The organism is Streptomyces solitudinis (assembly GCF_036323765.1).
GTDB lineage: Bacteria > Actinomycetota > Actinomycetes > Streptomycetales > Streptomycetaceae > Streptomyces.
This window is the reverse complement of sequence record NZ_JAZDCW010000012.1, coordinates 19,479-43,740: the sequence shown is the minus strand read 5'-3', so window position 1 is coordinate 43,740 and position 24,262 is coordinate 19,479. Positions and strand designations below refer to the sequence as shown.

The 24,262-nt window shown below is 68.9% G+C and carries 21 protein-coding genes and 1 pseudogene; 11 read left to right on the top strand and 11 right to left on the bottom strand.

What is annotated here, in order from left to right; translation table 11 throughout:
* The first annotated feature begins 135 nt into the window (after positions 1-135).
* From V1J52_RS24050 to V1J52_RS24035, 4 genes and pseudogenes are all read left to right on the top strand, one after another.
* Positions 136-888, top strand: a complete 753-nt coding sequence (locus V1J52_RS24050) for a competence protein CoiA (protein WP_330142068.1) — start codon at positions 136-138, stop codon at positions 886-888.
* A gap of 44 nt (positions 889-932) precedes the next feature.
* Positions 933-2,240, top strand: coding sequence for a pentapeptide repeat-containing protein (locus V1J52_RS24045; protein WP_330142067.1), 1,308 nt, complete (start codon positions 933-935; stop codon positions 2,238-2,240).
* A gap of 104 nt (positions 2,241-2,344) precedes the next feature.
* Positions 2,345-3,010: an HNH endonuclease family protein gene (locus V1J52_RS24040; RefSeq protein WP_330142066.1), complete on the top strand. Its 666-nt coding sequence runs from the start codon at positions 2,345-2,347 to the stop codon at positions 3,008-3,010.
* Positions 3,011-3,113: 103 nt separating this feature from the next.
* A pseudogene (locus V1J52_RS24035) lies at positions 3,114-3,391 on the top strand (hypothetical protein).
* Between the two features lie 853 nt (positions 3,392-4,244).
* Here V1J52_RS24035 and V1J52_RS24030 read toward each other — a convergent pair.
* Both V1J52_RS24030 and V1J52_RS24025 read right to left on the bottom strand, forming a co-directional pair.
* Complete coding sequence (locus V1J52_RS24030; RefSeq protein WP_443075912.1) at positions 4,245-4,793, bottom strand: GNAT family N-acetyltransferase; 549 nt, start codon at positions 4,791-4,793, stop codon at positions 4,245-4,247.
* Entirely contained in the window at positions 4,778-5,869 is a 1,092-nt protein-coding gene (locus V1J52_RS24025) for an NsdA family TPR-like regulatory protein (RefSeq protein WP_503676894.1), read from the bottom strand. The genes V1J52_RS24030 and V1J52_RS24025 overlap by 16 nt, the downstream gene beginning before the upstream one ends.
* Between V1J52_RS24025 and V1J52_RS24020 the strand changes: the two genes are divergently transcribed.
* Positions 5,753-6,310: a tyrosine-type recombinase/integrase gene (locus tag V1J52_RS24020; protein ID WP_330142063.1), complete on the top strand. Its 558-nt coding sequence runs from the start codon at positions 5,753-5,755 to the stop codon at positions 6,308-6,310. The genes V1J52_RS24025 and V1J52_RS24020 overlap by 117 nt on opposite strands.
* Here the strand turns inward: V1J52_RS24020 and V1J52_RS24015 are convergent.
* The gene (locus V1J52_RS24015) at positions 6,307-7,029 is read right to left on the bottom strand and encodes a GNAT family N-acetyltransferase (protein WP_330142062.1); all 723 of its coding nucleotides are present in this window, start codon (positions 7,027-7,029) and stop codon (positions 6,307-6,309) included. The genes V1J52_RS24020 and V1J52_RS24015 overlap by 4 nt on opposite strands.
* 272 nt (positions 7,030-7,301) lie before the next feature.
* Here V1J52_RS24015 and V1J52_RS24010 point away from each other — a divergent pair, with 272 nt between their 5' ends.
* Both V1J52_RS24010 and V1J52_RS24005 read left to right on the top strand, forming a co-directional pair.
* A complete protein-coding gene (locus tag V1J52_RS24010; RefSeq protein WP_330142061.1) occupies positions 7,302-7,439 on the top strand; it encodes a hypothetical protein in 138 nt (45 codons plus the stop codon).
* Between the two features lie 9 nt (positions 7,440-7,448).
* The gene (locus V1J52_RS24005; RefSeq protein ID WP_330142060.1) at positions 7,449-7,991 is read left to right on the top strand and encodes a hypothetical protein; all 543 of its coding nucleotides are present in this window, start codon (positions 7,449-7,451) and stop codon (positions 7,989-7,991) included.
* Positions 7,992-8,212: 221 nt separating this feature from the next.
* Here V1J52_RS24005 and V1J52_RS24000 read toward each other — a convergent pair whose 3' ends face one another.
* Together V1J52_RS24000 and V1J52_RS23995 are read right to left on the bottom strand one after the other, a co-directional pair.
* Entirely contained in the window at positions 8,213-9,460 is a 1,248-nt protein-coding gene (locus V1J52_RS24000) for a ParB/RepB/Spo0J family partition protein (RefSeq protein WP_330142059.1), read from the bottom strand.
* Entirely contained in the window at positions 9,457-10,608 is a 1,152-nt protein-coding gene (locus V1J52_RS23995) for a ParA family protein (protein WP_330142058.1), read from the bottom strand. The genes V1J52_RS24000 and V1J52_RS23995 overlap by 4 nt, the downstream gene beginning before the upstream one ends.
* A 654-nt stretch (positions 10,609-11,262) precedes the next feature.
* On the opposite strand from V1J52_RS23995, the gene V1J52_RS23990 reads away from it, so the two are divergent.
* Positions 11,263-12,455, top strand: a protein-coding gene (locus V1J52_RS23990) for an IS3 family transposase (RefSeq protein ID WP_330142057.1) whose coding sequence is annotated in 2 segments (ribosomal slippage) — positions 11,263-11,527 and positions 11,527-12,455 — 1,194 coding nt in all. Because the reading frame shifts where the segments join, the coding sequence is not laid out codon by codon here.
* A gap of 105 nt (positions 12,456-12,560) precedes the next feature.
* Positions 12,561-13,013 (top strand): GNAT family N-acetyltransferase, encoded by a 453-nt coding sequence (locus tag V1J52_RS23985; RefSeq protein WP_330142056.1) that lies wholly within the window; start codon positions 12,561-12,563, stop codon positions 13,011-13,013.
* Between the two features lie 408 nt (positions 13,014-13,421).
* Here V1J52_RS23985 and V1J52_RS23980 read toward each other — a convergent pair whose 3' ends face one another.
* Both V1J52_RS23980 and V1J52_RS23975 read right to left on the bottom strand, forming a co-directional pair.
* Positions 13,422-14,078 (bottom strand): HNH endonuclease family protein, encoded by a 657-nt coding sequence (locus V1J52_RS23980; protein ID WP_443075911.1) that lies wholly within the window; start codon positions 14,076-14,078, stop codon positions 13,422-13,424.
* 752 nt (positions 14,079-14,830) lie between these two features.
* On the bottom strand, positions 14,831-15,184 hold the full coding sequence (locus V1J52_RS23975) for a DUF6233 domain-containing protein (protein WP_330142055.1): 354 nt from the start codon (positions 15,182-15,184) through the stop codon (positions 14,831-14,833).
* Between the two features lie 271 nt (positions 15,185-15,455).
* Here V1J52_RS23975 and V1J52_RS23970 point away from each other — a divergent pair, with 271 nt between their 5' ends.
* A complete protein-coding gene (locus V1J52_RS23970; protein ID WP_330142054.1) occupies positions 15,456-15,704 on the top strand; it encodes a hypothetical protein in 249 nt (82 codons plus the stop codon).
* A gap of 278 nt (positions 15,705-15,982) precedes the next feature.
* Positions 15,983-16,378: a hypothetical protein gene (locus tag V1J52_RS23965; protein WP_330142053.1), complete on the top strand. Its 396-nt coding sequence runs from the start codon at positions 15,983-15,985 to the stop codon at positions 16,376-16,378.
* A 702-nt stretch (positions 16,379-17,080) separates the two neighbouring features.
* On the opposite strand, the gene drmC is transcribed toward V1J52_RS23965, so the two are convergent.
* The 4 genes from drmC to V1J52_RS23945 form a co-directional block, all read right to left on the bottom strand.
* On the bottom strand, positions 17,081-17,959 hold the full coding sequence (gene drmC, locus V1J52_RS23960) for a DISARM system phospholipase D-like protein DrmC (protein ID WP_330142052.1): 879 nt from the start codon (positions 17,957-17,959) through the stop codon (positions 17,081-17,083).
* Positions 17,956-19,827, bottom strand: a complete 1,872-nt coding sequence (gene drmB, locus V1J52_RS23955; protein ID WP_330142051.1) for a DrmB family protein — start codon at positions 19,825-19,827, stop codon at positions 17,956-17,958. Before drmB ends, drmC begins: the two co-directional genes overlap by 4 nt.
* Positions 19,824-23,351: a DISARM system helicase DrmA gene (gene drmA / locus V1J52_RS23950; RefSeq protein ID WP_330142050.1), complete on the bottom strand. Its 3,528-nt coding sequence runs from the start codon at positions 23,349-23,351 to the stop codon at positions 19,824-19,826. Before drmA ends, drmB begins: the two co-directional genes overlap by 4 nt.
* Before the next feature lie 60 nt (positions 23,352-23,411).
* Positions 23,412-24,229 (bottom strand): IS5 family transposase gene (locus tag V1J52_RS23945; RefSeq protein WP_330142152.1). Its coding sequence is split into 2 segments (ribosomal slippage): positions 23,412-23,881 and positions 23,881-24,229, totalling 819 coding nucleotides; the frame shifts between segments, so codons are not numbered across the junction.
* Between the last annotated feature and the right edge of the window lie 33 nt (positions 24,230-24,262).

The window sequence follows — 24,262 nt, the reverse complement described above, 5'->3', positions numbered from 1 at the left end:
AGGACCGGGCACAACACCGACGAGCAGAACCAGGCGCATGCCGACCGGCCGAGGGGAGCGCACAACCGATGACCGCGCTCACGCAGCCTGGCTGATCCGGCCGACGCCACAGCGGCGCGAGAAAAGGGGGAGACGGTGGGGTTCACCGCACAGCACGAGGGCCGCGGACGGCTCGATGCAACACAGCCCGACCTCGGGTGCGGCTGGGAGTGGGCCGCGATCCACCGCAGCCGGCCACGCGTGGTCATGACCTGCCCGGAGTGCGCCCACCCGCTCCACGCCAAGGTCTCCCCGCACGGCCTGCGGTTCTTCGCTCACGACCCCGGGTCCCCGACCTGCGCGCTGGCCGGAGAGTCGATGGAGCACCACCTGCTGAAGCTGGAGCTCGCCACCGCCGTGCGCGCCGCCGACCACCACGCCGAGCTCGAAGTCCGCGGCCCCGACGGCGACTGGAGTGCCGACGTGATGGCCTCCTCCCAGGACGGCACCGCGCGGATGGCCTGGGAAGCACAGCTGTCCGCGATCACCGCCGAGGAGATCAAGGAGCGCACCGCGCGGTTCGCGAAGGACGGCGTACGGGTGTGCTGGGTCGCCACCCGGCTGCGCCCCTGGGTCGGCGCCATCCCGTCCATCCACGCCCGGCCGCCGACTGAGGACGAAACCCGGTGGACGGTCGCCGGTGGCCTCGCCCGTTCGAGGTCGAGAGCTGCAACGACCGCTGGGAGTGCCCGGCCGGTCACGGCCACTGGCGGGAGGCCAGCACCGACACCCGTGCGTTCCGTGCCGCGCCCCGGAGCCGGGTACCGGCGTGACCGCCGGCGGCGGCCGCAGGCCCTTGATGTGCGGTGCCGCCCCGCTGACAGGCCACTCCGGAGCCGGACAGCGTAAGGCTCGACTGCAACCAGTGACGCCTGCGGCCAGTCTTGCCCCTCATGAACTTACGTCTGTCCCGGCGTCAGGCCGACCGGCGCGGTCTGCGCCTGTGGCCCGTCGGTATCGCCCTGGCCGCCGCCTTCGCCATCGCAGTCCTGGTCGCCGCCGCCGTGTTCTACGCCGGGTGGGACCTGCTCGGCGCACGCGGGCTGAAGTCCGAGCCGCGCCTCGACTCCAAGACATTCTTCGACCTGGTCAAGATTGCCTTCGGGGTGGTGGCCGGTGCGGGCGCCCTGGTCGCCCTGGTGGTGGCCTACCGCCGCCAGCGTGTCGAGGAGGACGGCGCCCTGCGCGACGCCACCCGCCTGCACACCGAGCGCTTCACCACCGCCGTCTCCCAGCTGGATGCCTCTCCCGCTGTGCGCCTGGGCGGCGTTCACGCCCTGGCCGGGCTCGCCGACGACGCCCCCACCCGGGAGCTGCGCCAGACCTGTATTGACGTTCTGTGCGCCTACCTCCGGCTGCCCTACACCGCTCTAACCGACCTGCCGCGAGGTGACGCGGCAGCCCGCCATGAATACCTGGCCCTGCGGGAGGTGCGGCGCACCGTCATCCGGGTCATCCGCGACCACCTCCGCCTGCCCCGCGAGCACCACCACTCCTGGCAAGGCCACGACCTCGACCTCACCGGAGTCGTCTTCGACAGCGGCGACTTCAGCAGGGCTGTGTTCTGCGGCGGCATCGTCAACTTCAGCGGCGCGAGGTTCCTCCACGGCACCATCGACCTCCGCGGAGCGGAGTTCCGCGGCGGCACGGTCGACTTCAGTAGCGCGACGTTCGACGGCTGCGTGGTCAACTTCAGCTCAGCGAAGTTCTCCGGCGGCGCGGTGGACTTCAGCAGGGCGAGGTTCTCCAACACCGGCACGGTCTTCTTCGACCGGGCGGTGTTCTCCGGCGGCGCGGTCGAGTTCCGCAGCGCGGTGTTCGGCGTGAACAGCTGGCTCGGTTTCCGCGCGGCGGCGTTCTCCGGCGGCCTCGTCACCTTCATTGGAGCGGAGTTCGATGGCGGCACGCTCGACTTCGACGGGGCCGGATTTTGCGGCAGCGCGGTCCACTTCAGCGGGGCGGAGTTTTCCGGCGGTGCGGTCGGCTTCCACGGGGCGACGTTCTCCGGCGGCCTCGTCACCTTCGGCGCGGCAGCGTTCGACGGCTGCGCGGTCGACTTCGACGGGGCAGGGTTCTCCGGCGGCACGGTCGACTTCGCCGCCGCGAGCGGGAGGCCCCCGGGCGGCCTCGTCCCGCCACCCGGTGATCCCCTGCCCGCCGGGCTCATCCTGGCAGCGGCCTGGCAGCCGGCCGGTCCCTGACCGGTGTCCGCACCGGGGCCTCGCGGTATGACCATTCCACCCACACGGGCGGCGTCGCAGGCAAGCGGCTGCCTGTGCCCGCCGGCGGCCGCTACCAACGGCTCATGCTCAACTTGCTGCGCGGCCTGGCCGCCGCGTCCCTCACCGTCCTGCCCCTCACCGTCCCCGCGCCCGCCCACGCGGCCGAAGCGGCACGCACGCTCCCGCTGGCCGAAGCCGTCACCAGCCTGCCGGTGGGCCCCGAGTCCCGCGACGGCTACGACCGGTCCGCCTTCCGCCACTGGAACACCGGCGCCGATCCGGCCGACGGCTGCAACACGCGCGCCGAAGTCCTGCTCGCCGAAGCCGTCGAGCCCCCCGCGGTCGGCGCCCGCTGCCGCCTGACCGGAGGGACCTGGTGGTCCTACTACGACCAGGTGCGGGTGGACTCGGCGTCCGGTCTGGACATCGACCACATGGTGCCCCTGGCCGAGAGCTGGGACAGCGGCGCGTCCGCGTGGACGGCGCAGCGCCGCGAGGCGTACGCCAACGACCAGCAGGCGGCGGCCAGCCTGGTCGCGGTTACCGCCCGCTCGAACCGTTCCAAGGCCGATCAGGATCCCGCCGGGTGGCTGCCGCCCGCCGCCGCGGTGCACTGCCGGTACGCCGCTGAGTGGACCGCAACGAAGCTGCGCTGGAACCTGGCCGCCGACGCGGGGGAGGTGGCGGCCCTGCGCGACCTGGCGGCCGGATGCCCGGAGCAGACGGTGACCTACGAGCCGGCCCGGTAGCCACCGGCCCCGGCCGAAGCCCTGGCCGGCTTCCGCTCTCAGCCGGGCCCCTGCTGGCCGTCTTCCGGCCCGCGCTGTCGGTGGTGGCTGGGAGGCTGGCCGGATGGATGGCGATGAGGAGCGGCTGCTGCGCGGGCGGGTCTACGGGAGCGACGCCGATGCCCCTGACCCGGGCCCCAGCCCGGACACCACTACGCCGAACTGGTCGGCGGCCCGCTGGACGGCCTGCTGCTGGACATCACCGGCTGGACAGCGAACGAGGTCCAGACCGGCGCCGCGCTGATGACCGAGCTCGGACGCTTCGGCCCCGGCGGCCGCGCCCTGTATGACCCGCGCCCCGGCGACCCGGAACGCTGGAACTGGTCCGGCGACACCCCCTGACTCAGCCCCGGCGCCCGGCGGGTGACACCGGCCGGGCGCCGGTCGTTGCCCTCGAGGGAGGGCTTATGGCTCGGCGCGCAGCCGGTCGTGTGCCGCCCCTGGCCGACGAGGACCTCCACCGTCAGCCCGGGGGACACGGGCCGGTAGGCGGTTCCGGCCGGGGTGCGGGCGGTGGGCGCCGACGCCAGGTCGTGGGCGGCCAGCGCCCGCCCGAGCGGGCCGCGCGTCTGCGCGGACAGAGGGCTGGAGACCACCGCCTGACTCTGTCCGGCCGGGATCACGATCAGAGCCTCGGGCCGCTCCGGGAACTGGGCGGTGATCAGCCGCCCCGGGCGCGCCTGCACGTCCACCTCGTCCCCGTCCCTGTGCGGCAGCGCCGCCCGCCACCCGTCCAGCTTGACCTCCCAGCCCCCGAACTTCCTCCTCGGAGGCGTGGACACCGGCGAGGCGACTGCGTCGGGCACCGTCAGCACGTCCGGCCCTCTCCCGGTCGCACGTCCCCGGCGGCACGGTGCTGCCGGGGACGTGCGCAGCAGGCGGCGCTCCCGTCCGCTGCCCGGCTCACCGGCTTACCGGCTCGTCCTCGTTCGTAGGGCTATCGAAGCGTCACCGCTGCCCGTCCCAGGACGACGCTGCCCCAGGTGCCGCAGCCCTCACCCCCGGGCAGCGGGCCGGCCCCGTCCTGCCGGGGGCGCCGGTGCACCTGCATGCCAGTGCTGACCGCCCCTGGGTGTGCGCGTGCAGCAGCCCGGGTCGCGGTGCCACGGTGAGGGAGCAGCAGCCGGTCGGCCCGGAACGCCTCTGGGCGGCAGTGAAGGGTTTTGACACGCTCGGTCCCGCCTGCCCGGGGAGGTCAGGAAACGGCCGGGGTGCGCAGGTCACGGAGCATGACGGTGAAGTTGGGGGAGTCAGGGAACGGCTGCCGGTTACCGATCCGGCGGTATCCCCACGTCTCGTACAGTGCCTCCACTTTCGGGTGGCCGGGATCGACCAGGAGCACGGCCAGGGCCTCCGGCCGGTCCTCGAGGAGCGCGGTGTGCAGCCGCTCGGCGGTCCCGGTCTTCCGCCAGGCCGGGCGCACCATCAGCTCCGAGACGCTGAAGGTCGAATTATCGGTCGGCGGCTCGGCCACATGCTCGCGCCACCACTCCCGGCCCGCGGTCGCCGGGGCGCCATAGGCGAACCCGACCGGTTCGTCGCCGTCGTAGCCGATGACGCAGGCGAAACCGGGCTGGCCGCCCCAGTGGTCCACGAACCAAGGGAAGCGCTGGGTGAACTCGTCGTCCATCTCGTCGGCGTAGGCATCCGCGTGCACCTCCAGGAGGGTCTGCCGGATGGACGGCAGGTCCTCGTGGCCGAAGCGGCGGAGGTCAACGGCTGCGGTGGTCAAGAGCTGCTCCATTCGGTCCGGTAGCGCTCCGTCCACGCGTGCGCGGCGTGGGCGGAAGGGGCACGGGCGATCAGGTCACGCTGGAAGTCACCGAGGAGCTGCCGCATCCGTCCTGGCAGCGGCGTGCCCGCCATGATCGTGAAGACCGTGCCGCTGGTCGCGCAAGCCTGCTCGACGTCGTCCTGGTGCAGCTGGGCGAGGGCGAGCCGTGCCGTGGTGTGCGCGCGGTTGCGCCGGTAGGTCTCCGGCAGTGCCGCCAGCGCCCGGTGGGAGGCGGCCTCCGCCTGCGCGGGGTGTCCCACGACGTCCCGCACGATCGCGGTCAGGCAGTACAGCTCCGCCGGACTGTAGAAGGCGATCCAGGAGGGACGCGGCTGGGCTAGGTCGGCCTTTGCCAGGGCGTCCTCGGCGCGTGCGAGGGACTCCAGCGCCGCACGGGCCTCGCCGCTGTGCGCGAGGCCAACGGCTGTCCTGGCGTGGGCCAGGGAGGCGTGCAGCGGACTGCGCCGGGCGATGGCCGTCGCTTGGGCGGCCCGCGCGGCGGCGACCGCTTCGGGGTAGGCGCGACGCTGCCGGGCGAGCATCGCCCGCAGGTTCCACACCTGCATCGCCATCTCGGAGTCCTGCGCCAGGCCCGCGAGCGTGAGCGCATGGTCCAGGTGGCGGCCGGCTCCGTCGAGCTGCCCGGCGTCGATCAGGGACCACGCCGCCGTCGCGGTGAAGTCGGAAGCCAGCGCGAACAGCCGCTGCCGCACGCGCTGGGAGGCGGCGTTGTGCTTCTGCAGCCTCAGCGCCTCAGCGGCTCCGTCGAGGGCGGCCTGCGCCAGGCCGTACCCCCCGCGTTCGGCGTCCAGCGCGACCAGGCGCTCGATGTCCTCGCGCAGCCGGACCACGTCGAGGGTGCCGACACGCGGGCGGGCAGGGGCCGCAGGGGCAAGGGGCGTGGCAACCGCCGTGGTGCCGGCGAGCCCTTGCGCTACACCCCGCACGACTTCCGCCGCATGTTCGCCACCGAGGCCGTCACCGGAGGGTTGCCCGTCCACATCGCCGCCCGCATCCTCGGCCACAAGACGCTGACCACTACCCAGGCGTACCTCGCCGTCTTCCAGGACGACCTGGTGCGCACCTACCGCAGCTTCCTGGACCGGCGCCGGGCCGACCGGCCACAGGAGGAGTACCGCGAGCCCACCGAGCAGGAGTGGCGCGACTTCCAGCAGCACTTCGAGCTCCGCAAGGTGTCCCTCGGCACCTGCGGACGGCCCTACGGAACCCCCTGCAAGCACGAACATGCCTGCATCCGCTGCCCGGTCCTCCAGATCGACCCCCGCCAGCGGGGCCGCCTCATCGAGATCATCCAGAACCTGCGCGACCGCATCCGCGAGGCCCGCGGCAACGGCTGGCTCGGAGAAGTCGAAGGACTCCAGGTCAGCCTCGACGCCGCTATCGCCAAGCTCAACAGCCTCAGCCGGGCCCCAGCCTATGGCCGGCCCCAACTGGTCGACCTCGGCATGCCGCTCTTCACCGATTAGACGATCTCGATGCTCAGCTGAAAGCCCAGTTCCTCGAAGCCCAATGCGGCTGCAACGCGCCGGGAGGCGGGAGGCCGTGCACGCCACTGCGGTAGCAGCCCGGCAGCGAGGGCATGTGTGACCGTCGCTGAACCCGTCACCCGCGCCATTCCTCGCCCTCGCGCTGTTGGCGCGGTCAGCACGCCAATGTGAGCGGTGCGACTCGGCCAGGCTCGATAACCAGCAGCAGCAACTACCTGGCCATGCTCACGAACCACGAACGCGGGAGACGTGATCTCGTCCAGAGCGGCCTCCCCAGCGTCTCCCTCGCCAGCTGTCTTCTCCAGACGTCGCAGATCCGGGTGGCTGGCCGGCAGTTGCTCCGCCAATAGCGCACCAGATTCGACCGGGCGGAAACCCACCGGAGATACATACGACAACGCCGCCGGTCCCAACGCTCTCGCTACAGGCAGGACCGTCTGGATTGAAGTGCCGTCCACGACAGCCTCCACCGACAGTCGCGCCAGCGCACCCCGAACACGCTCCGCGGCGCTTTCAGTCGGCACGGTTGCGATCGCCGACTCACCGAGAGCGACCACCCCTAGCCAGCCAGTCGGGCACAGCTCTGAATCCGGGGAGACCACGACGTGCACACCACCCGGCGGCGGGAACGACACCGGTACACGAGCAAGGTCTTCCCACAGAGCACGAGCTCTGAGTAACAACGGATCTATCGACATGGCCCCGATCCTGCCAGGCGAAGTCAGCTTCTGACCTGGCAACTGGCCTGCCGACCAGTCCCGCGGCGCAGGAAAGACGCTCGCTCAGGACAGCCACGTGGCGTCGCCGCCTTAGTCCGGAAAAGTGCCAGCGGTCTTACCGAACTCCTTGCCCGAGCACTTCGGGACCGCGGCCGCCAGGTCGTTGTCGAGCACCTGCACGTCCATCTGCCGCGCGTCCTCAAGGCACCCACCGGCAGCCACACCGCCCACCGCGAGCAGGAGACCGCCCGATGATCCGTCGCATGTTCAGCCGCCGTGCCACCACGCCCAACACCGTCCCACCCGAGGACCAGACTGTCCACGACGCGTTCCGCGCGATGCTCGCCGCCGTACGTGCCCCCCAGCCCTGGACACCCGGTTGCGGTTAGGACGTCGCTGTGCGGGTCGGGCCGTTCATCGAGCGCGCGCGCCCCCGACCCGGCGACGACCACGGCACCGAAATGATCGCCATCTTCCTGGTCCACCCAGACACCGGCAACGCCGCGGCCTACCTCCACGGCCACCAGCTCGGCTACACCGGCCGCGGCTGGCTGCGCTGCGAGACCACCGCGATCCTCGGCCTCTGGCAGCCGGACTACACGATGCTCACCCACGCCGCCGCCAACCTGCCCCTGCCCGACAATCTCGGCATGGACCCCGCCCGCTACGGCGTCCACGTCGAGGCCCGTCGCGCCGACGGCACCGGCTACACCCTGCTGCGCCTCGGGCCGTACTTCCAGACCTGGGTCGCCTCCCACGATGCCGACCGTCTCAACACCGAGCTCGCGGGCCGGGCGGCCACCGTCATCCCCGGGTTCACGGTCTCCGTGAAGGACGCGCTGTTCGACGTCAGTGACCGCGACAGCTACACCGACCCGTACGTCACCGACGTCACCGCGCTCCTGGCCGACGCCGTCGCAGGGAAGTGCATGACCGCCTGAGCGTGAGCTTCGAAAGGGCCCTCTCCGACCGGATCTGATCCGGTCGGAGAGGGCCCTTCTTTGTGTTCTGGCCAGCTCAGGAAGCGTCGGGCGGAAGCCAGCAGGCACGGGGCGATCAGGCGCATCCCTCTATCGGGGTGCTGTCTTGTTGTCCGCGGACAACAAACTGGGGTGTGGTGCCGACGTGACGGGCTGCGCCACACCCCCGGCTGGAGCGGCGCTCAGCGGATCTGCATGGCGGCAGGAAGCTGACGCAGCGCCGCCTCCAGCTCTTCGCGGATGACCTCGATCAGCTTATCGGCGGCCTCGCGGTCTGCTCCGGCCGTCTCGCGGTGCAGCGTAGTGACGTGGCGCAAGCTCGCGGCCACCTCGGTGGCTTGCTGGGCAGTCCTCTCAAGCGCGGTCACAGCGGAACCGGGGGGCGCGGGGGAGACGTCAACGGGCGGCTTCGCGCCGTTGTGCTCCATGGCCTGTGAGGGAACAGACGCCTCGGGGCGCGCCGGGCTCTGCGCCGCTGGCTGGCTCGCGTCGGGTGCCGTCTGTTCGGCTGGTTCGTTGTCCGCGGACAACGAACCAGCCGCAGGCGTCTTGCCGGCTGGCGTTCCGGCCAGAGGAGTCTGGGAAGGGGCGGGTTTGTTGTCCGCGGACAACAAACCGCCGTTGTCATGCCGCTCCAGCACCTGCCGACCCACATTGATCAGGCGCTGCTGCTCTTCCCGTTGCTGGCTGACCGCGTTCTTCACCGACGACAGATGCTCCAGGAGAGACGCAGCATCCAAGCCCGGATTGTCCTTGAGATGGCGGGCCAGAAGCCGACCGTCCCGCTCCGAGACCTCGCCAGAGACCAGCTGCGCCTGGAGTTCTTCGGGGAGCGTCAACAGCGCGATCTGGTTAGTCACCCAGGATCGGTCCCTGTTCAGGCGCTCCGCAGCACGGGCACGCGCGCCGCGCGCTCCCGTTTCTTCCGCGCACACGTCAACCAGCTGCTGCACACCGCGAGCACGCTCGATCACGTTGAAGTCTTCACGATCCAGGTTCTCCGCAAGGAGGTGGTCGATGAAGTCCTCACGGGATGACGCCAGGTCATCACGGACAACGAAGTCAAGCTGATCGATACCGACGTGCAGAGCACTGCGGTAACGGCGCTCTCCGTTGACCAGCACGTACTGGGCGTCGGGACTGATCGTTTGCTCTTGGTGGGGCCACAGCCGTAGATAAGCGGTGCGGGTCACCACGACACAGGCAGCAAGCTGCACCTGGCGCAATTCCTCGCCGAAGCGGGCCAGTTCGTGGTCCGTTCCGAAGTTCCGGCGCGGGTTGAGGGGGGTGGGGGAGACCTGCGCCAGGTCGAGCCGGACCAGTTCGTAGGCGGGGATCACGCCCTCAGCAAGGGCCTTGGCCCGGCCGCGTTCGCTGCGCTTGCGGCGGCCGAACGAGGAGCTCTCCCCGACCTTGTCAGCGATGCTCACCTCTTGATCCTCCTTGCGATCGACCGCAGGACCTGAGCCTGCTCACAGTCCGGCTCGTAGGCGAGCAGAGGTTGCTTGCGGCGTACCGCCTCACGCTGCTCTTTGAGTTCCGGGACGATCCCCAGGACTGGTTCGTCCATGCTCTGCCAGGACGCGAGTGAGGAAGTAGCGATGAAGCCGTTGCGTGCGTCGTACAGGTTGACGACAAAGCCCAAGGTGCTGATCTCCACCTTCAGGTCCTCGCACAGGTCATCCATCTGGTCGGCGAGCATGTCGTAGGCGTCGCCGGATGTGTCCTCTGCTTGGACCGGGATGACGAGCCCGGACTGGCCGGGCTCCTCGCCCTCTCGGGTGCGACCGTAGTAGAGGGCGGTGTCCATGGTGTAGCCGAGGCTCGGAGGGCAGTCGACGACGATGAAGTCAAAGTCCGCTTCCACGTCGCTCAGGACGCGCTCCAGCGCGGTTTCCTTGATGCGCACGGCGCGGGTGGTGGCCAGCTTCGCGTCCAGGAGGAAGGCGTCCTTGCAGGAAGGCAGCAGCCACAGCCGCTCCTCGAAGTCACCGCCCTTTATCGGGACGAACAGGCCACGCAGGTCGTCCTCGGTCTCGCCGAGCATGTGCTTGGCGAGGCTGACCGACTCGATCTCCAGCATTTCGTAGCCGAGTTGCCGTGTCAGGTGACCTTGCGGGTCGAAGTCGATCAGCAGGGTTTTCCTGCCCATCTCGGCCAGGGCCTGGGCGACGCCAGCGGACACGGAAGTCTTGCCTACGCCGCCCTTCTGGTTGCCGAAGACGAGCCGCCGGGCTCCAGTGGTGCGTGGTGTCGACGGGCGCGGTGACGGATGGGTGTCCAGCCAGTGCCGGATCGCTTGGGCCATCCCCTGGTTGTAGGAGAGCCTGCGCGACCTGCTGGCGTTCTTCAGCTCCTCGTACAGCCCAGTCGGCAGGTAGGTCGAGAACGAAGTACCCCCACTGGTGTCGACCGCAGGGTGATCTTCCAGATTGATCCAGGAGGTGACACCGGCCGTGACGGCGTCCTGGATGTCCTCGCTCAATTCCGCAGCACGCACTTTGAGTTCGCGCCGTAGATCGGTCGGCAGCTTGGCAACTACCTTTTCCCGATCATCAGGGCTGTAGGGAGCAGTCATGGCGCTACCTTAGTACCGTGATGAGGTGAGAACGAGGCACCCGGCCGCACTACTGCGGACTCGGTGTCCTGTCTCGTAGAAGGTGGGCCGCTCAGACGCTCTGAGCCATCTGGCATGTGCCTCAGTCGAGGCCACATAGTGCGCCAGCCACCGCCGCCCCTCCGCCGCAGCGGAGGCCCCGCGGCGGACAGCGCGCTGCTGGAGCCGCTCGAACGTCAGACGGCCCTGCTCCCACACCACCAGCTCACCGTCGGGCCCGGTGTCCGCCGACAGCTGCGCGCGGGAGGCGGCCACGATGTCGGGAAAGGCCGCGGCAAGGTCGGCCCCGCGCCTCGAGCGCAGCAACCCCGCCCATCGGCGCAGACGGCGAGCTGGGCGCGGTAGCCGTCCCACTTCGGTTCAGCCGCCCACGCCGGAAGCAGAGCGGGGTGAGCGACGGCAGCAGTGAGCATCGGATCGGGCAGAAACCATGTCATGGAGCCATGCCTTCCACCACAACGCCCAGAACGCGCCCGGCCCCGCTGCTCCTGGTCCTCGCCGGGCACAGTAATCGTCCCGACGTGCTCACGCGGCACTTGCAGGTGAGCTGCACTGCGTTTCGTGTAGTCCCTGATGCCAGGGTTACGGTCCTGGCGAAGGAGATCCACGAGCACCATGCCTGCACCACGTAAGTACCCGGACGAACTGCGGGAGCGCGCGATCCGCGAGGTCCGTAGCACCGGCCGCCCGATCGCGCACGTCACGAAAGACCTCGGCATCCACAAGGAGGCCCTGCGCGGCTGGGTCCGCCAGGCCGAGGCCGACCGGGGCGAACGCGACGACCGGCTGACCTCCGCCGAACAGGACGAACTCAGGCAGCTTCGCAAGGAGAATGCCGAGTTGAGGCGGGCGAACGAGATCCTCAAGGCCGCCTCGGTGTTTTTTGCCCAGGAGATCGACCGTCCCCGGACGAGGCCGAGCAGGTGATCGACCACCTGCGTGAGAAGGGTCTCGGGGTCGATCCCGTCTGCCGGGTGCTGGAGCTGTCGCCGTCGACGTACTTCGCACGCAAGAAGCGGCCGAAGTCCGACCGGCGGCTCCGCGACGAACAGCTCATGCCGCTGATCGAAGAGGTCCACGCCGAGTCGGGCGGCACCTACGGCGCCCGCCGGATCACGCGGGCCCTCGGGCGCAAGGGCGTCGAGGTGGCCCGGTGCACCGTCGAGCGGCTGATGGCCGAGCTCGGCCTGGAGGGCGTCATCCGTGGCCGGCGGCGCCGGACCACGGTTCCGGAGCCGTCGGCGCCGCGTCCGCCGGACCTGGTTGACCGCGACTTCACCGCCTCGCGGCCCGACCAGCTGTGGGTCGCGGACATGACCTATGTCCGCACCTGGTCGGGGTGGGCGTATGTGGCGTTCGTCCTGGACGTGTACTCGCGGATGATCGTCGGCTGGCAGGTCGCGAACCACATGCGGACAGAACTCGTGCTGGACGCTCTGGAGATGGCGCTGTGGCGGCGTCGGATCAAGAAGGACTCCGGGCTGATACATCACAGCGACCGCGGTTCGCAATACGTATCAATTCGGTATACCGACCGGCTCTCTGACATCGGTGCTTCCGCGTCGGTTGGCTCCGTCGCGGACAGTTACGACAACGCGATGGCCGAGGCGCTGAACGGCACCTTCAAGGCCGAGCTGATCGAGATGCAGGGCCCCTGGAAGGACGTCGACCAAGTCGAGCGGGCGATCTTCCAGTGGATCACCTGGTACAACGAGGAGCGTCTTCACTCCGCGCTCGACTACGTTACGCCGGCCGAGTACGAAGAAGCCTTCTGGCGGAGCCAGGAGCAAATCCCGCAGTCCGCCTGAACCAAGCAAGATCGGACTCTACGAAACTCGGGGCAGCTCACCATGGAGCAGGCGACGTTGGCAGATCTTGATCACGCCCACACGCGTCCAAATACCATGCGCCGCATGACAGATATCGACATCCGGCCCGCTGTCGCGGACGACATCCCCGCCATCGTGGCCATGCTGGCCGACGATGCGCTGGGGGCCAGCCGCGAGTCTCCGGACGACTTGCGTCCCTACCTCACTGCATACGAGCGGTTGCAAGGTGATCCCAACCAGTTCCTCACAGTGGCCGTGCGTGGTGACATGGTTGTCGGCACACTCCAGTTGACCGTCATTCCCGGTCTGTCCCGTCGTGGCAGCACCCGGTCGGTCATCGAGGGCGTGCGCGTACACGGCTCGGAGCGCGGCCAGGGGCTCGGTCAGCAGCTGATCGAGTGGGCGATCGAGGAGTCCCGCCGCCAGGCTTGCCAGCTGGTGCAGCTGACCTCCGACGCGGCTCGCCCGGATGCCCACCGCTTCTACGAGCGGCTCGGCTTCGTCGGATCACACGTCGGCTTCAAGTTCCAGCTCTGATTCCAGGTGGGGCGGAGTGAGGTCGGCCACGGCAGGCAAGGACCGCGGTCCACTCGTTGCCAGGCGTGTACGCGACGGTGGCTGGCGAGCGCAATGAGCGTTTCCCAACCTGCTGAGTGGGAGCGGTAGTTGGCGTGCGGACGTAGAAGCCGTCCCACTTCGGTTCAACCGCCCATCCCAGGATCTGAGCGGGGTGGGCGGCGGCGGTGAGTGTCGGATCGGGCAGAGACCACGTCATGGGGCCATGCCTTCCACCACAATGCCCCAACGCGCTCGGTCCCGCTGCTCCTATGAAGAACTACCGGGCGCTGGCGAGGTGCATCGTCCACTGCTCTGCCTGGCTGGCGACGTGGGCTACGTCCGTGCTGTGCTCCCGCCGTGGTCTGTGCCGGTGGGGGCGTTGGGGTGTCAGCGGGCGGGTTCCACGGTGACGGGCGTGTTCGGGCACGTCCTGGCGAGTTCGGTCAGGGCGGTCTGCTCGGCGGGGTCGATGGCCAGGCCCCACCGGGTCTTGATGGTGACCCAGTCGGTGTAGTACTGGCAGCGGTAGGGCCGGGCCGGGGGCTGCCAGGTGGCGGGGTCCTGGTCGGCTTTGGACCGGTTGGAGCGGGCGGTGACGGCAATGAGGGCCCGGTGGTCGCCGAGGTCGTTGGCGTAGGCCTCGCGCTCAGCCGCGGTCCAGGTACCGGCGCCGGAGTCCCAGGCTTCGGCGAGGGGGACGAGGTGGTCGATGTCGAGTCCGCGGGCCCCCTCGGCGTACGTGTCGTCGTAAGGGCTGTACCAGGTACCGCCGGTCAGGGTGCAGCGCCCGCTGAGCTCGGGGTGGTTGACGGCTTCCTCCAGGAGGACTTCGTTGCGGGTGTTGCAGCCGTCCTTGTCGGCGTCGACCCAGTGCCTGAACGCCGCACGTTCATAGCCGGTCCGTGTCTCCTCCTTGACGGGCAGGACCCCAAGAAGGGCCCGGACGGGCAGCGTGCTGCTGCTGCCGGGCTCACCGGCATGGGCGGGGAGGATGAGAGTGGCGAACGCTGCAGTGGCAGCGGCGAGGGCGGCGAAGGCGCGCACGGTCACCTGCTTCGGGAAGACGACTGGTCGGCCTCTTCCTAGCGGCTCGCGTCGCCCCAAGCTGCTGTCTGACGGGGGAGTTCACCTGCACGAGTGGCGGGCCGGATAATCCGCCGTCCGCCGTCCGCCGTCCGCCGTCCGCCGTCCGCCGTCCGCCGCCCGCGCCGAGCAGCTCCGAAGGTGCCCGCGGTGTTGCTCGGCGAACCTCCAGGCGCTGCACGTACCCGGCCCGTTCGTCCTCGCGCACGGCGCTGAGCACCACGGGCAGAGTCTCCTTTGACGCCTCGAGCCTCGAAGCAGGAACCAGCGGCTCGGGCCGGTCAAGGCTTACGGGCACTGCCGCACCGCCGTCAGGGTGTTCTTCGCATCCATGCCCGCAGTCGGCACCAGCTCCGGGGATCAGCGGCGTCGGGGTGGCCGGTGGCCGACGGCGGGCGGACAGCAGGGCGCGCTGGCCGTGGCGCGCCTGTGCGGGGCTGGGTGGTGCCGGCGGTGCGCAGCAGGTCGCTGGAGACCACGTGGACCCCGGTGCTCCAGCCGTCCTTCGCTCAGACCCACGCGGAGCGGCGTTCTCCCGTCGCAGGGGCAGCGAACTGGCCACCGCGCCGCTCTGCCACGGCCGCCGTCACGTCGCAGCGGGACGGCGCGTTGCTGGAACCATTCAGACGTCGGCCGGTCGTCCTCCCGCACCGCCAGCGCGCCGTTCCGCCCGGTGCGGGGGCATCCGGTGCCCGGTCGGTGCCGCCATTGGGTCAGTCGAGGATGCCGAGGGCGGTGTCGGGCCGGCAGCAGGGGCAGGGCGGAACCTGCTGCCGCAGGGCGTCGGCCGCCTGCTGCCGGGTGGCGGGACGGCAGTGCCGCTTGCTCTTGGCCACTGCCCAGCAGTCGCCGGTGTGCACGGCCTCGATGCTGGCGCGGTCGCGGCCGTACTGGACCAGCCAGTCCGGTGGCGCCGGCCGGGCCTGCTGGCCCCGGCGCCGTTCCGCCTCGCGTCGTTCCTCGGCCGCGATCCAGCCGTCGACCTGGGCAAGGGCTGCCGTCGCCTGCTGCACCACCACCCGGCGGGTGAAGTGGAGCAGCTGGAGCCGCGACGGTTCATCGGTCATAGGTTCGATTCTACGAACCTGCGACAGGCCCGGAAGGTCTGGGAGCACCAGACCCTGTCCCGCTGCATAGGCGCAGGCCAGGGGGAGTAGTACACGGTCTCACGGCCTCGTGGGCTGTAGGTTCCGATCTGAGATGTCGTCGGGCGTCGCACTGACCTGCGTCTTCGTGTGACTGTCCAGGCGGTTTGTCGGTGGATTCGTCCAGCCGATCTGTCGGATTCCTCAGGCGTACCGGGACACCGACGGAAGCCGCTGGTCAGGAGCTACGCCGGTGCTCCCGAAGATCGTTTCCCAAACCGTGCCGCCGATTCCCCCACGCCCCGGGACGGCGCTGGAAGCCCAGCTCGCGCCGATCACGGGCGCAGGCATTACCGCCCGCGCCGAGAAGATGCGGGCCGACGGCACCGCCTCGATCTGGTTCAGCGACCGGTTCTGCCCGCCCTGGCTCGGCACTGTCCCTTCCATACGCGTGGCCTGGCCGGACAGGGAAGCACTTAGCCGTCGCCCAGGGGCCTGGTGAAGTTCGGCGGGCGCAGCTGGAAACCGGTCAGGGCCTGCAGTCAGCCTCGCGCATCCCGTCAACGAGAACGTCCTTACGGCGGTCAGTCGCCTCAGATCTCCGTCGCAGAACTAGCCGGTCCTGAGAGGCCTTCTGCGACGGGCAACCTGGGCCAACGCGTCGGTCGTGCAGCACTCAGGAGGTCTCTCAACTGGCCATTTGTAGAACCGGCGGTGACCGCCTCTTCGGCTTTCAGAAACAGCTGCGGACACAGCTGTCCAAAGCGTATGATCGCGGCCATGAGCACCAGAAGAAATGTGTGCATGGAGATCACGGAGACCACGCACAACCAGGTGGCACTGCTGGCGCTAGCCTGGGGCGTCTCTGAGAGCGAGGCAGTGCAGAGGCTGGTGGAGCACTTCCAGCGCTCTTCCACTCCCAAGAAGAGCGATCAGGGGGGCATGATCGATGTTTACGCCCTGTACGAAGGGGTGCGGATCGAAGGGTTTTACGACCCGGCGACGGACAGTGTGACCGTGACGAACGGGCCGGCACAGGGGCGGTACAAGTCCCCGAGCGGCGCAGCCGCTGCGGTGCTGCGTGCGCAGAACCCCAAGGTGAGTGCGAGCCGGAACGGCTGGTCGTTTTGGATCATCGCAGAGACCGGTAGCCGGTTGCAGACCATCCGTCACTGACCGCGCTGGGTACGGCACGGCACTAGCCGGGGCCGTGCGTTGCACGCCGCGGCGGCGGATTCCTCGCGAGTCTCGTTATCAAAACGAGATCAAAAAATCGCGGGTCGTCAAGTTGGTGACAGCTCGTCAAGGTTGGCGCATGACGGGTCGCCAACTCCCTTAAGCAGGACGCTCATCGTGCGAAAGTTCCCTGCTTGAGCCCTCAGTAGACTCCCTGGTTACAGGCAAACAAAGGACCCCTCCGGCACATGGCCTGAGAAACCGTGCCGAGGGGGCCCTCTGTCGATTCCCTTTGCCGCTCTGCAACGGATCGGAGAACCACAGTGCATGCTAATCCCATGTCTCATGGGGATGTCGAACCCCCGGGACGCTGGCAGCGGACGGTCAAGTGGCGGCGCCGCCAGATCAAGGTCCTGAGCAGGCGATTCTTGCTCGGAGCTGCCTATGGCGCCGGGTCGGGGTGCGTGAGTCTAATCATCTTTTGGGCTCAGCGCCGTCTTTGAAAGCAACGGCCCTGGCGGGGTCCGCACAGACCCCCGCCGGTCTCGCTGTCACCCAAAATTGATCTCACCGAGAACCGCTGTATCGATGTTCCCGGCGGTCGCACTGCCTCGAAGGTCAGCCCGGTGGTCTCCTTCCACCAGCGCCAGGCCCGGACCGAGCAGGGGCGGGCGCATGAACCGTAGGGCACCTCGCCGTGGTTCAGGTACGTCCGTCGCTCCCGCCGACTCCGTTTCCCTGGGAGGATATCCACGGCAATCGGACAAGCAAGCTGCTTTCTGAGTGCATCAGGGTGGTGAAGTGATCGACGAGCTTGCCGACAGCGATCGGGTCGTGGATAACGGCACCGACCTCCAGGTTGTCGTTGTACGCGTTGTCGGTGAGGTTTGCGCTGCCGAGTAGGACGGTGCTTCGGTCAGCGGCGATGACCTTGGCGTGCATGCTGCCGCGTCGGCCGCCAGAGCCGCGCCGCTCGGCGTTCGCCCATTGCCATAGATGCACGTCCGGGTGGAAGCGCAGTGCATGGAAGGCGATACGCCCGTCGGCCTCTCCGTGCAGCCTGCCGCCGGCAGAGCGCGCGGTCTCCAGGACCAGGTTCACGCTGACGCCACGGTCTGCGGCCTCTGTGATCTCGTTGACGATCTCCTGCATGCCGAATGCGGCGTAGCTGGTAACGAGGAGCGTGCGGGTCGCCGCCCGTATGACCTCGACTGCCGCGGATGCGGTGAGCCTGACAGGCACGGTACCGCTCAGCGGGCCGGAGACGACGATGTCGACATGGTGGGAGGCGAGGTCCTGCTCGTAGCGGCAGATGGCAGATTCAAGTGCCAGGGCCAGAGCGGGCCCCGGCAGTTGCGGATCGGTGGATCTCCAGGCGGACAGCAGCAGAGCAGCGCGCGGCCCGAGTCCCGCGCCGGGATGCGCGGCGATGAGACGGGACTCTGTCTGATCGTCGGGAGCTGTGATGGTACGCAAGGCCCTCGTCCAAGCTGCGAGATGGGTCTTGGGGAGGCTGGCGACGAGCTCAGAGATCACTTCGGGAAGGGGGATCGCGGCTTGGCCGAAATCGTGCCCGGTCATGGCGTGAAGAATCCGCCTGGCCGGCCGCTGAACGTCTCGACCAGCAGTTCGCGGTCCAGGAAATGGTTGCCTCGTTCGCAGGATGTTTCCGCGGCGAACAGGCAGGCGTGGCAGGCTGCGCCGTGCAGGCGGCCGTGGGCGACAGGATTGTGGTCGGCGCACAGGGGGTCCGAGCCGCATAGCCGCGCGGCCTCGAGCGCTTGGTCGATCAGAGCGCCGAGCCGGTGCTGCCCGCCGAGGGTGACAAGGCCTCCGAGGGTGCCCTCGCTGTCGGGGGCCGCGGTGTAGAGCAGGATCCCGGCCATCGGGTCGTTGCCGGAGCGTGCGTAGATACGTTCGCCGATGCCGGAGGCGCCGTAGCCGCACTCCAGGGCGAACTCACGGATCAGGACGTGGGCGAACGTGTGCAGCAGCAGGTAGCGGATGCCCGGCCACTCCGCGGCGGTCCGGCGCTGGGCGCACCACTTCCGGTGTGCGGCTCTCAGGATGCCAGCGCGTCGAATGACGTCCGGGTTCTGTTCCCACGTGGCGACCCGTTGTTCGTCGAAGCGAAGGAATATCCCCTCACCGCGGGTCTCCGCACACGGTACCCAGCTCGGCGCAGAGCTGGTCAGCGGTGCGCGGTTCTCCTCCTGCACCGGTCCGCCACTGGTTGCGGATCCCCATTCCGGTGCGTCGATTCGGCTGAACCCGTACAGGGCGGATACCTCTCGGAGCCGCTTGACGAGCCGCACCTGGCTGAGCCAATTGCGGTGGGTGAACGGTACGGGTTCGTCGCTGACGCTGAAATCGGGGTGGCTCTGGGGACGGCCGGTGAAGGCGAGCCATTCCGGGCCGGCAATGTCCAGTGCGTCCACGTCCTCGACGGCGCCGGACTGGATTCCGTCGCGGTGGCGCGCGATCGCATTCAGTACCTCGTCCGCGCCGAAGCGCTCGAGTTGCGGCCACATCACCTGGGTGGGCAGGACCAGGCGGGCAGTCTCGCGTGGCAGGTCCGCCACCACCTGCAGTCCGGCCCAGTGTTCGGCGACCGCGCTGTCCACCGGGTTCTCGGCGTGCGGCAGGGAGAAGACCCGCAGCTGCATCGCGAACCAGCCGTTCGTGGCGCCCAGCGCCATGGTCCGGGTCTGCTCGGTACAGAACTCGAAGGTCCCCAGGTGCGGGTGCCGGCCCCGGCAGGCCGGCAGGACGAGCTCGCTGCGGGTACCGATGGCCTCGGCCATGGAACGGGCCTTCACGTCACAGGAGCATTCGACGAAGATGTTCGCCGCCTCACCGGTGGTGCCGCGCTCGACCAGCTTCAGCGTGTGGTCCGATCCGTGCGGCGCGCCGCGGTGGACGAAGTACATCCATGGGAAGTCGTCGAGATGCCCGGCTGGGCAGGCCGAGACGAACCTGGCCGGTACCGCGGTAGGCCTCCTGCGCCCGCTCTCGCGGCAGGAGTGGACGTAGCGGGTCTGGTCGGGCGCGAAGCTGTTCGGCAGCAGATGAAAGAGCCCGGAGTCAGCCGGTGCGAGCCGGTTGCAGCGATTGTCGGTGCACCGCAGCCAGCCTGGGAAGACCGCGACCGGAACGCCGATCCGTGACCAGGCGCCGCTGAAGTCGTTCGGGTCCTCCGGCGTGTACGGCGGCATCCGCAGGTTCTGGACCTGGTTGCCGAGCTTGCTGCGCACCGCCGCGAGTAGCCGTTCCTCGGGAACGATCGCGGCCTGCTCCAACGCCCACTCGTGGAGTCCGAGGATCATCACCGAGAGGTTCGGCAGGTCCGCGACCGCGCCCACTCCGTAGGTGTGCAGCAGCTGGCTGGGCCGCAGCTCCCCGACCCGCAGGTCGTCCGCCGGTCGTGAAACGCTCGTGGTGCTGGTCATGAGAGGTCCCCTTCCTGCCTGGCGCCATCAATGTCCGGGGTTGTACGTGGGAGGAAGGGGTGTTTCTCATGGTCGTCGATGCTGCCCGGTGCAGCTCGCAGGACCAGACGGATACCGGGCTCGACCTCGCGCAACGAGGTCGGACAGGTTGTGGGACCCCAGGGGCCGGCGTCCGGGCTGCGGAGCAGTCCCACGATGTCGTCGGCCTTGCCTTTGGCGTCGAAGGCAAGCCGGGTCGCCGGGCGGCGCTGCTCGCGCGCCCACAGATCCAAAAGGCTGTCGAGTTCTTCGCGTACCCGAGCTGCGACGGTGCGATCGGTGGAGATCTCGCCCGCGCGGCGTTCGAGGTAGCGGACGATGTGGTCGGCCTTGCTGCTGTGCGTGTCGAAGGTCTGCGCGCCGAGGTTGCCGTTGTCGCCGACGTCCAGGTTGCGGGCCAGCGCCACCAGGACGCCGGCCAGGCCGCGGTCTATGGCGCGCTCTGCAAACGGGGTTACCGAGAGGGCCTCGACGTGCCGGTACACGGTGGCGTGGAAGTGCTCGAAGGTCTCGTAGTGGGATAGGTCGCGTGGGCGGGCCCAGTTGAACACAGTGAAGACGAGGCCTGGGGTGGCACGGCCGACGCGGCTGGTCGCCTGGATGTACTCGGCGGTGGACTTGGGTTGGTTGGCCACGACCATGACGCCGAGGCGGGAGACATCGACGCCAACGGCGATCATGCTGGTGGCCAGGAGCACGTCGATGGGCGTCAGCTTGTTCGCCTTGGGGAAGGTGTACTCCAGTTGATCGAGGATGTCCTTGATCTTCTCCGAGGTCAGACGTGAGGTGAGTTCCTCGAGTCGCAAGTCGTAGCGTCGGGACAAGCCGCGCTCGTTGACGCGTTCCAGTCGGGTGGAGACGTCGTCCTCCACGGAGAGACGCATACCGCCCAGGTCGCGCAGGCTGTTGAAATAGCCGACCAGCGTCATGTACGGGTCGGTCACCGGGTTGCTTCCGTACTTCTTGTGCACGGTCTGAGCGGCGGCAAGCACGGCGACGTACACGCGGATCATCGTGGACTTCGTGCGCACTCCCTGCGCGCAGATCCCGATGTAGCGGCGTCCCGGATGCGAGTCGGCAGGCCGCTGACGGGCGAAGAAACTGTCGCCGATCTCCAGGCCCTGTGGCGGGAAAACCTCGGTGCGCCGGTCGAACAGGGCGTGGATCTGCCGCTCCGCGCGGCGGACAGTGGCCGTCGAGGCGATCACCTTAGGCCGCACCGTCTTGCCCGGCGCGTACTCCCAGGTGGCCAACCGGTCCACGGCGGCCTCGTACAGGCCGGTCAGTGACCCCAGGGGGCCTGAAATCAGGTGCAACTCATCCTGGACGATGAGATCCGGCGGACGCACCTGGGCGGCCGCCGTGAGCACCGCGGCCCGGTAGCGGCCCTCCGCGATGTGGCTGCCGGCCTCCCAGCTCTCCTCCGCTATCTGCGCTGTGACATACCCGTGGCGTGAGCAGTGTCGTGACGCCCGCCCGAACAAGGCCTGGGTGCGCCCGTTCCAGGCCAGCTGCGCAAACTTGTCGACGGTCGCAATGACCAGGCTCGGCAGGACCCGGTAGATCTCCTCGTCGACCACCACAACCGGCAGACCCTCCCCGTTCGGGTCCCAGCCGCCGAACGGGCAGGAGAACAGCTCCGGACAGCGCAGGTAGGTGCGGCGAAGAGTCATGTCGACCTCGACGTCGCGCCCCTTCTCGATCTTCGTGCCGCACCAAGGACAGCTGGTGAGCTGGTAGGGCGAGCCCGAGTCTCGATTGGGCCGCCCACTGGCCTTCCGTACATCCTTGACCCATTTGTCGGCATGGTCGGTCGTGTTCGGAGAGACCTTTCCGCCGACCCACAACCCGATCCGAAACGGCTCCGTGCCCCACCGCGTCTCGTCCGCTCGGCGCAGGACCTCGCAGGCGCAGATCAGCGCGGTGGCGCGCTGGAACTGCTGGATCGTCAGCAGCCGAAGGGTGTAGCGCATGAGGACCGCAACCCCGTGGCGCGCGTCGAGACCGCCAAGATCCGGTCGAAGCCTGCGGATGGCCAGGGTGTAGGCAGTCAGGCCGAGGTATGCCTCGGTCTTGCCGCCACCGGTGGGGAACCACAGCAGGTCCGCCACCGCTTCGGCCCCCGTGGCACGCTCCGGGTGCGCCGGATCCGTCAGCGCAGGCAGGTTCAACAGCAGGAACGCGAGCTGGAACGGGCGCCAAGACCGGTGGACCGGCTTGTCCTCCTCGAGGAATACTGCCTCGACCTCGCGGGACGGGTCACGGCGCCGGGCTGCGGCGACCCGGGTGTGGATGCGCTGCAGGTGCATCGCACTGTTGGCGAACCGGAACGCGGTCAAGGCATCGTCGTTCCCGAGCACCAGCTCGATCCCCGCTTCGATCCGATCCGCTGCACGTTTCGCGTCTCTCAGCGCCTCACCTGCCTGCGTCCGGTACTCGTCAAGGTGCTGGCCCTCCTGCCCGACCCGCGCTTCGGCTCGCCCGATCCATGCCCGATAGCCGGCCACCAGCGGCATCAGCCTCTCGCGCAGCTTTTGTCTTTCGCACGTGGCCAGCACCTTCATGTCGACCAGCAGGTCGGCCAACTCCGGCAAGTCCGGGTCACTGTGTGCTGACGGGGCGTCGGTCTGCGCGATGTCATACTGCGGTGCAGCCTTCGTTCGAATCGCGACCGCTGTCATCGGATCGGTGTCACTTGCCGTCGCATGTACGCCGGTGGCATGTCCCACCGCGAACTCCGGACTGAACCGGTACGCCATCGCCAGACGGCGTTGCTCAGCCCGGTCGGCGCCGTCGCCGCCGGAACCAGGCTCATGCCGAGGGAGAAACACCGCCGCGCCCTCAGCCCCAGTCGCCGAGAGTTCAGCCTGGAAGGCCCAGTGCAGCGCGGAGTTGGAATCGGTCTCGGTCGTGTTGACCAGGAACAGCGTGACCAGCCAGTCGTCCTCGAAGCGACGTACCCGCCCACGCAACACCATCTTCTCGTCCTCGCTGTCGAGAACGAGCGGCTCCACGGCACCCTCAACCAGCTTGACCGGGACGCTGCCGACGTGCGGCTCACGCCTCCAGATCAGCTTCTCGACGCTCGGATCCGACGAGCGCGCGCGGACATAGCGCGCCCATTCCCCGGTCACCTCCAAGCGGTCCGCGTCACCGCGTACCCGCGCAGTGAACCCGATCGAAGACGGGCTCAGGCTCGGCACGTTCGGCGCATCCGCGTCCGGCGCCCCATCGTCCGCGCCTGCCAGCCTGCTGTCGCCGAGCGGGGCGTCCAGCTCCTCCGGAAAGATCGTGGTCCCGTTCGGCGCGAGCCGCCCAAGCACATACCAATCCGTCGGAGCGTCCGCAACCTCCTCCATCTCGTCGCCCACAGGCCCGAGGAGGTCCCGCACCACCAGCTCGGCCAGCTCGTCCCGCACCGCACCAGGGGACGGGACAGCCAGGATCGGACCGCTCGACGGCGTGGCCGGCAACATGTCGCTCATGGACCACCACGATAGGGCGCGACGCTGACAAGACAGACGGATCCCTACTAAGACCGTGTCCTATGTGGTGAGGCGGAGGAGTCGTTTGTAGCAGCAGAGTGCTGCGGCGAGGCCGAGGAAGGCCAGGTAGTTGCGGGGGTGGCGTTCGTAGCGGTGGTTGAGGCGGCGGTAGCCGGTCAGCCAGGACATGGTCCGCTCGATGACCCACCTGAGGCGTCCTAACCGTTCGCTGGAGTCGATGCCTTTGCGGGCGATGCGGACGCCGATGTGCTTGCCCCACAACCATTGGGGCAGGTGGGGGACGTCGTAGGCTTTGTCCGCGTGCAGGCGCTGGGGTTTGAGGTAGCGGCCGCGGTGGGGATCGTGTCTCGTTTGGTGACCGGCGACCATGGGCTTCAGCGCGAGGCTGTCGTGGGTGTTCGCTGCGGAGACGCCCACGAGGAGGGGCAGTCCGTTCGCGTCCGACAGGATGTGCATCTTGGAACCCGGCCTGCCCCGGTCCACGGGGCTCGGACCTGTGAGTTCGCCCCTTTTTTAGTCCTGACGTGGGCGGAGTCGAGCACGGCCCGGGACAGGTCGAGGAGGCCGGCGTCGTCCAGGCGGTGCAGGATCTCCTCGTGGAGACGGCCCCAGACGCCGGCTCTTGACCAGATCAGGAACCTGCGGTGGGCCGTCGACTTCGATATCCCGAAGCACGGCGGCAAAGCCCGCCAAGCACATCCACTGACCAGGACGTAGATGATCGCCGCGAACAGCGTCTCATCAGGCGTGTCCTGCGACCCGCCGCCCTGCGGCCGCACCTTCGACGGCGGGATCAACGGCTCCGCGATCTCCCACAGCCCGTCCGGAACAATCCAACTCCACGTACCCCGCCCCATGAACAACCCAACGACCGCCTCACCACATAGGAC

Coding starts and splice junctions, on each gene's coding strand:
- V1J52_RS24030 (WP_443075912.1), bottom strand. CDS start 4,793: ATGGAGCAGCTCTTGACCACCGCAGCCGTTGACCTCCGCCGCTTCGGC.
- drmA (WP_330142050.1), bottom strand. CDS start 23,351: ATGAGCGACATGTTGCCGGCCACGCCGTCGAGCGGTCCGATCCTGGCT.
- V1J52_RS23975 (WP_330142055.1), bottom strand. CDS start 15,184: ATGACCGATGAACCGTCGCGGCTCCAGCTGCTCCACTTCACCCGCCGG.
- drmB (WP_330142051.1), bottom strand. CDS start 19,827: ATGACCAGCACCACGAGCGTTTCACGACCGGCGGACGACCTGCGGGTC.
- V1J52_RS23985 (WP_330142056.1), top strand. CDS start 12,561: ATGACAGATATCGACATCCGGCCCGCTGTCGCGGACGACATCCCCGCC.
- V1J52_RS24045 (WP_330142067.1), top strand. CDS start 933: ATGAACTTACGTCTGTCCCGGCGTCAGGCCGACCGGCGCGGTCTGCGC.
- V1J52_RS24010 (WP_330142061.1), top strand. CDS start 7,302: ATGATCCGTCGCATGTTCAGCCGCCGTGCCACCACGCCCAACACCGTC.
- V1J52_RS24040 (WP_330142066.1), top strand. CDS start 2,345: ATGCTCAACTTGCTGCGCGGCCTGGCCGCCGCGTCCCTCACCGTCCTG.
- drmC (WP_330142052.1), bottom strand. CDS start 17,959: ATGACCGGGCACGATTTCGGCCAAGCCGCGATCCCCCTTCCCGAAGTG.
- V1J52_RS24015 (WP_330142062.1), bottom strand. CDS start 7,029: ATGTCGATAGATCCGTTGTTACTCAGAGCTCGTGCTCTGTGGGAAGAC.
- V1J52_RS23995 (WP_330142058.1), bottom strand. CDS start 10,608: ATGACTGCTCCCTACAGCCCTGATGATCGGGAAAAGGTAGTTGCCAAG.
- V1J52_RS23965 (WP_330142053.1), top strand. CDS start 15,983: ATGAGCACCAGAAGAAATGTGTGCATGGAGATCACGGAGACCACGCAC.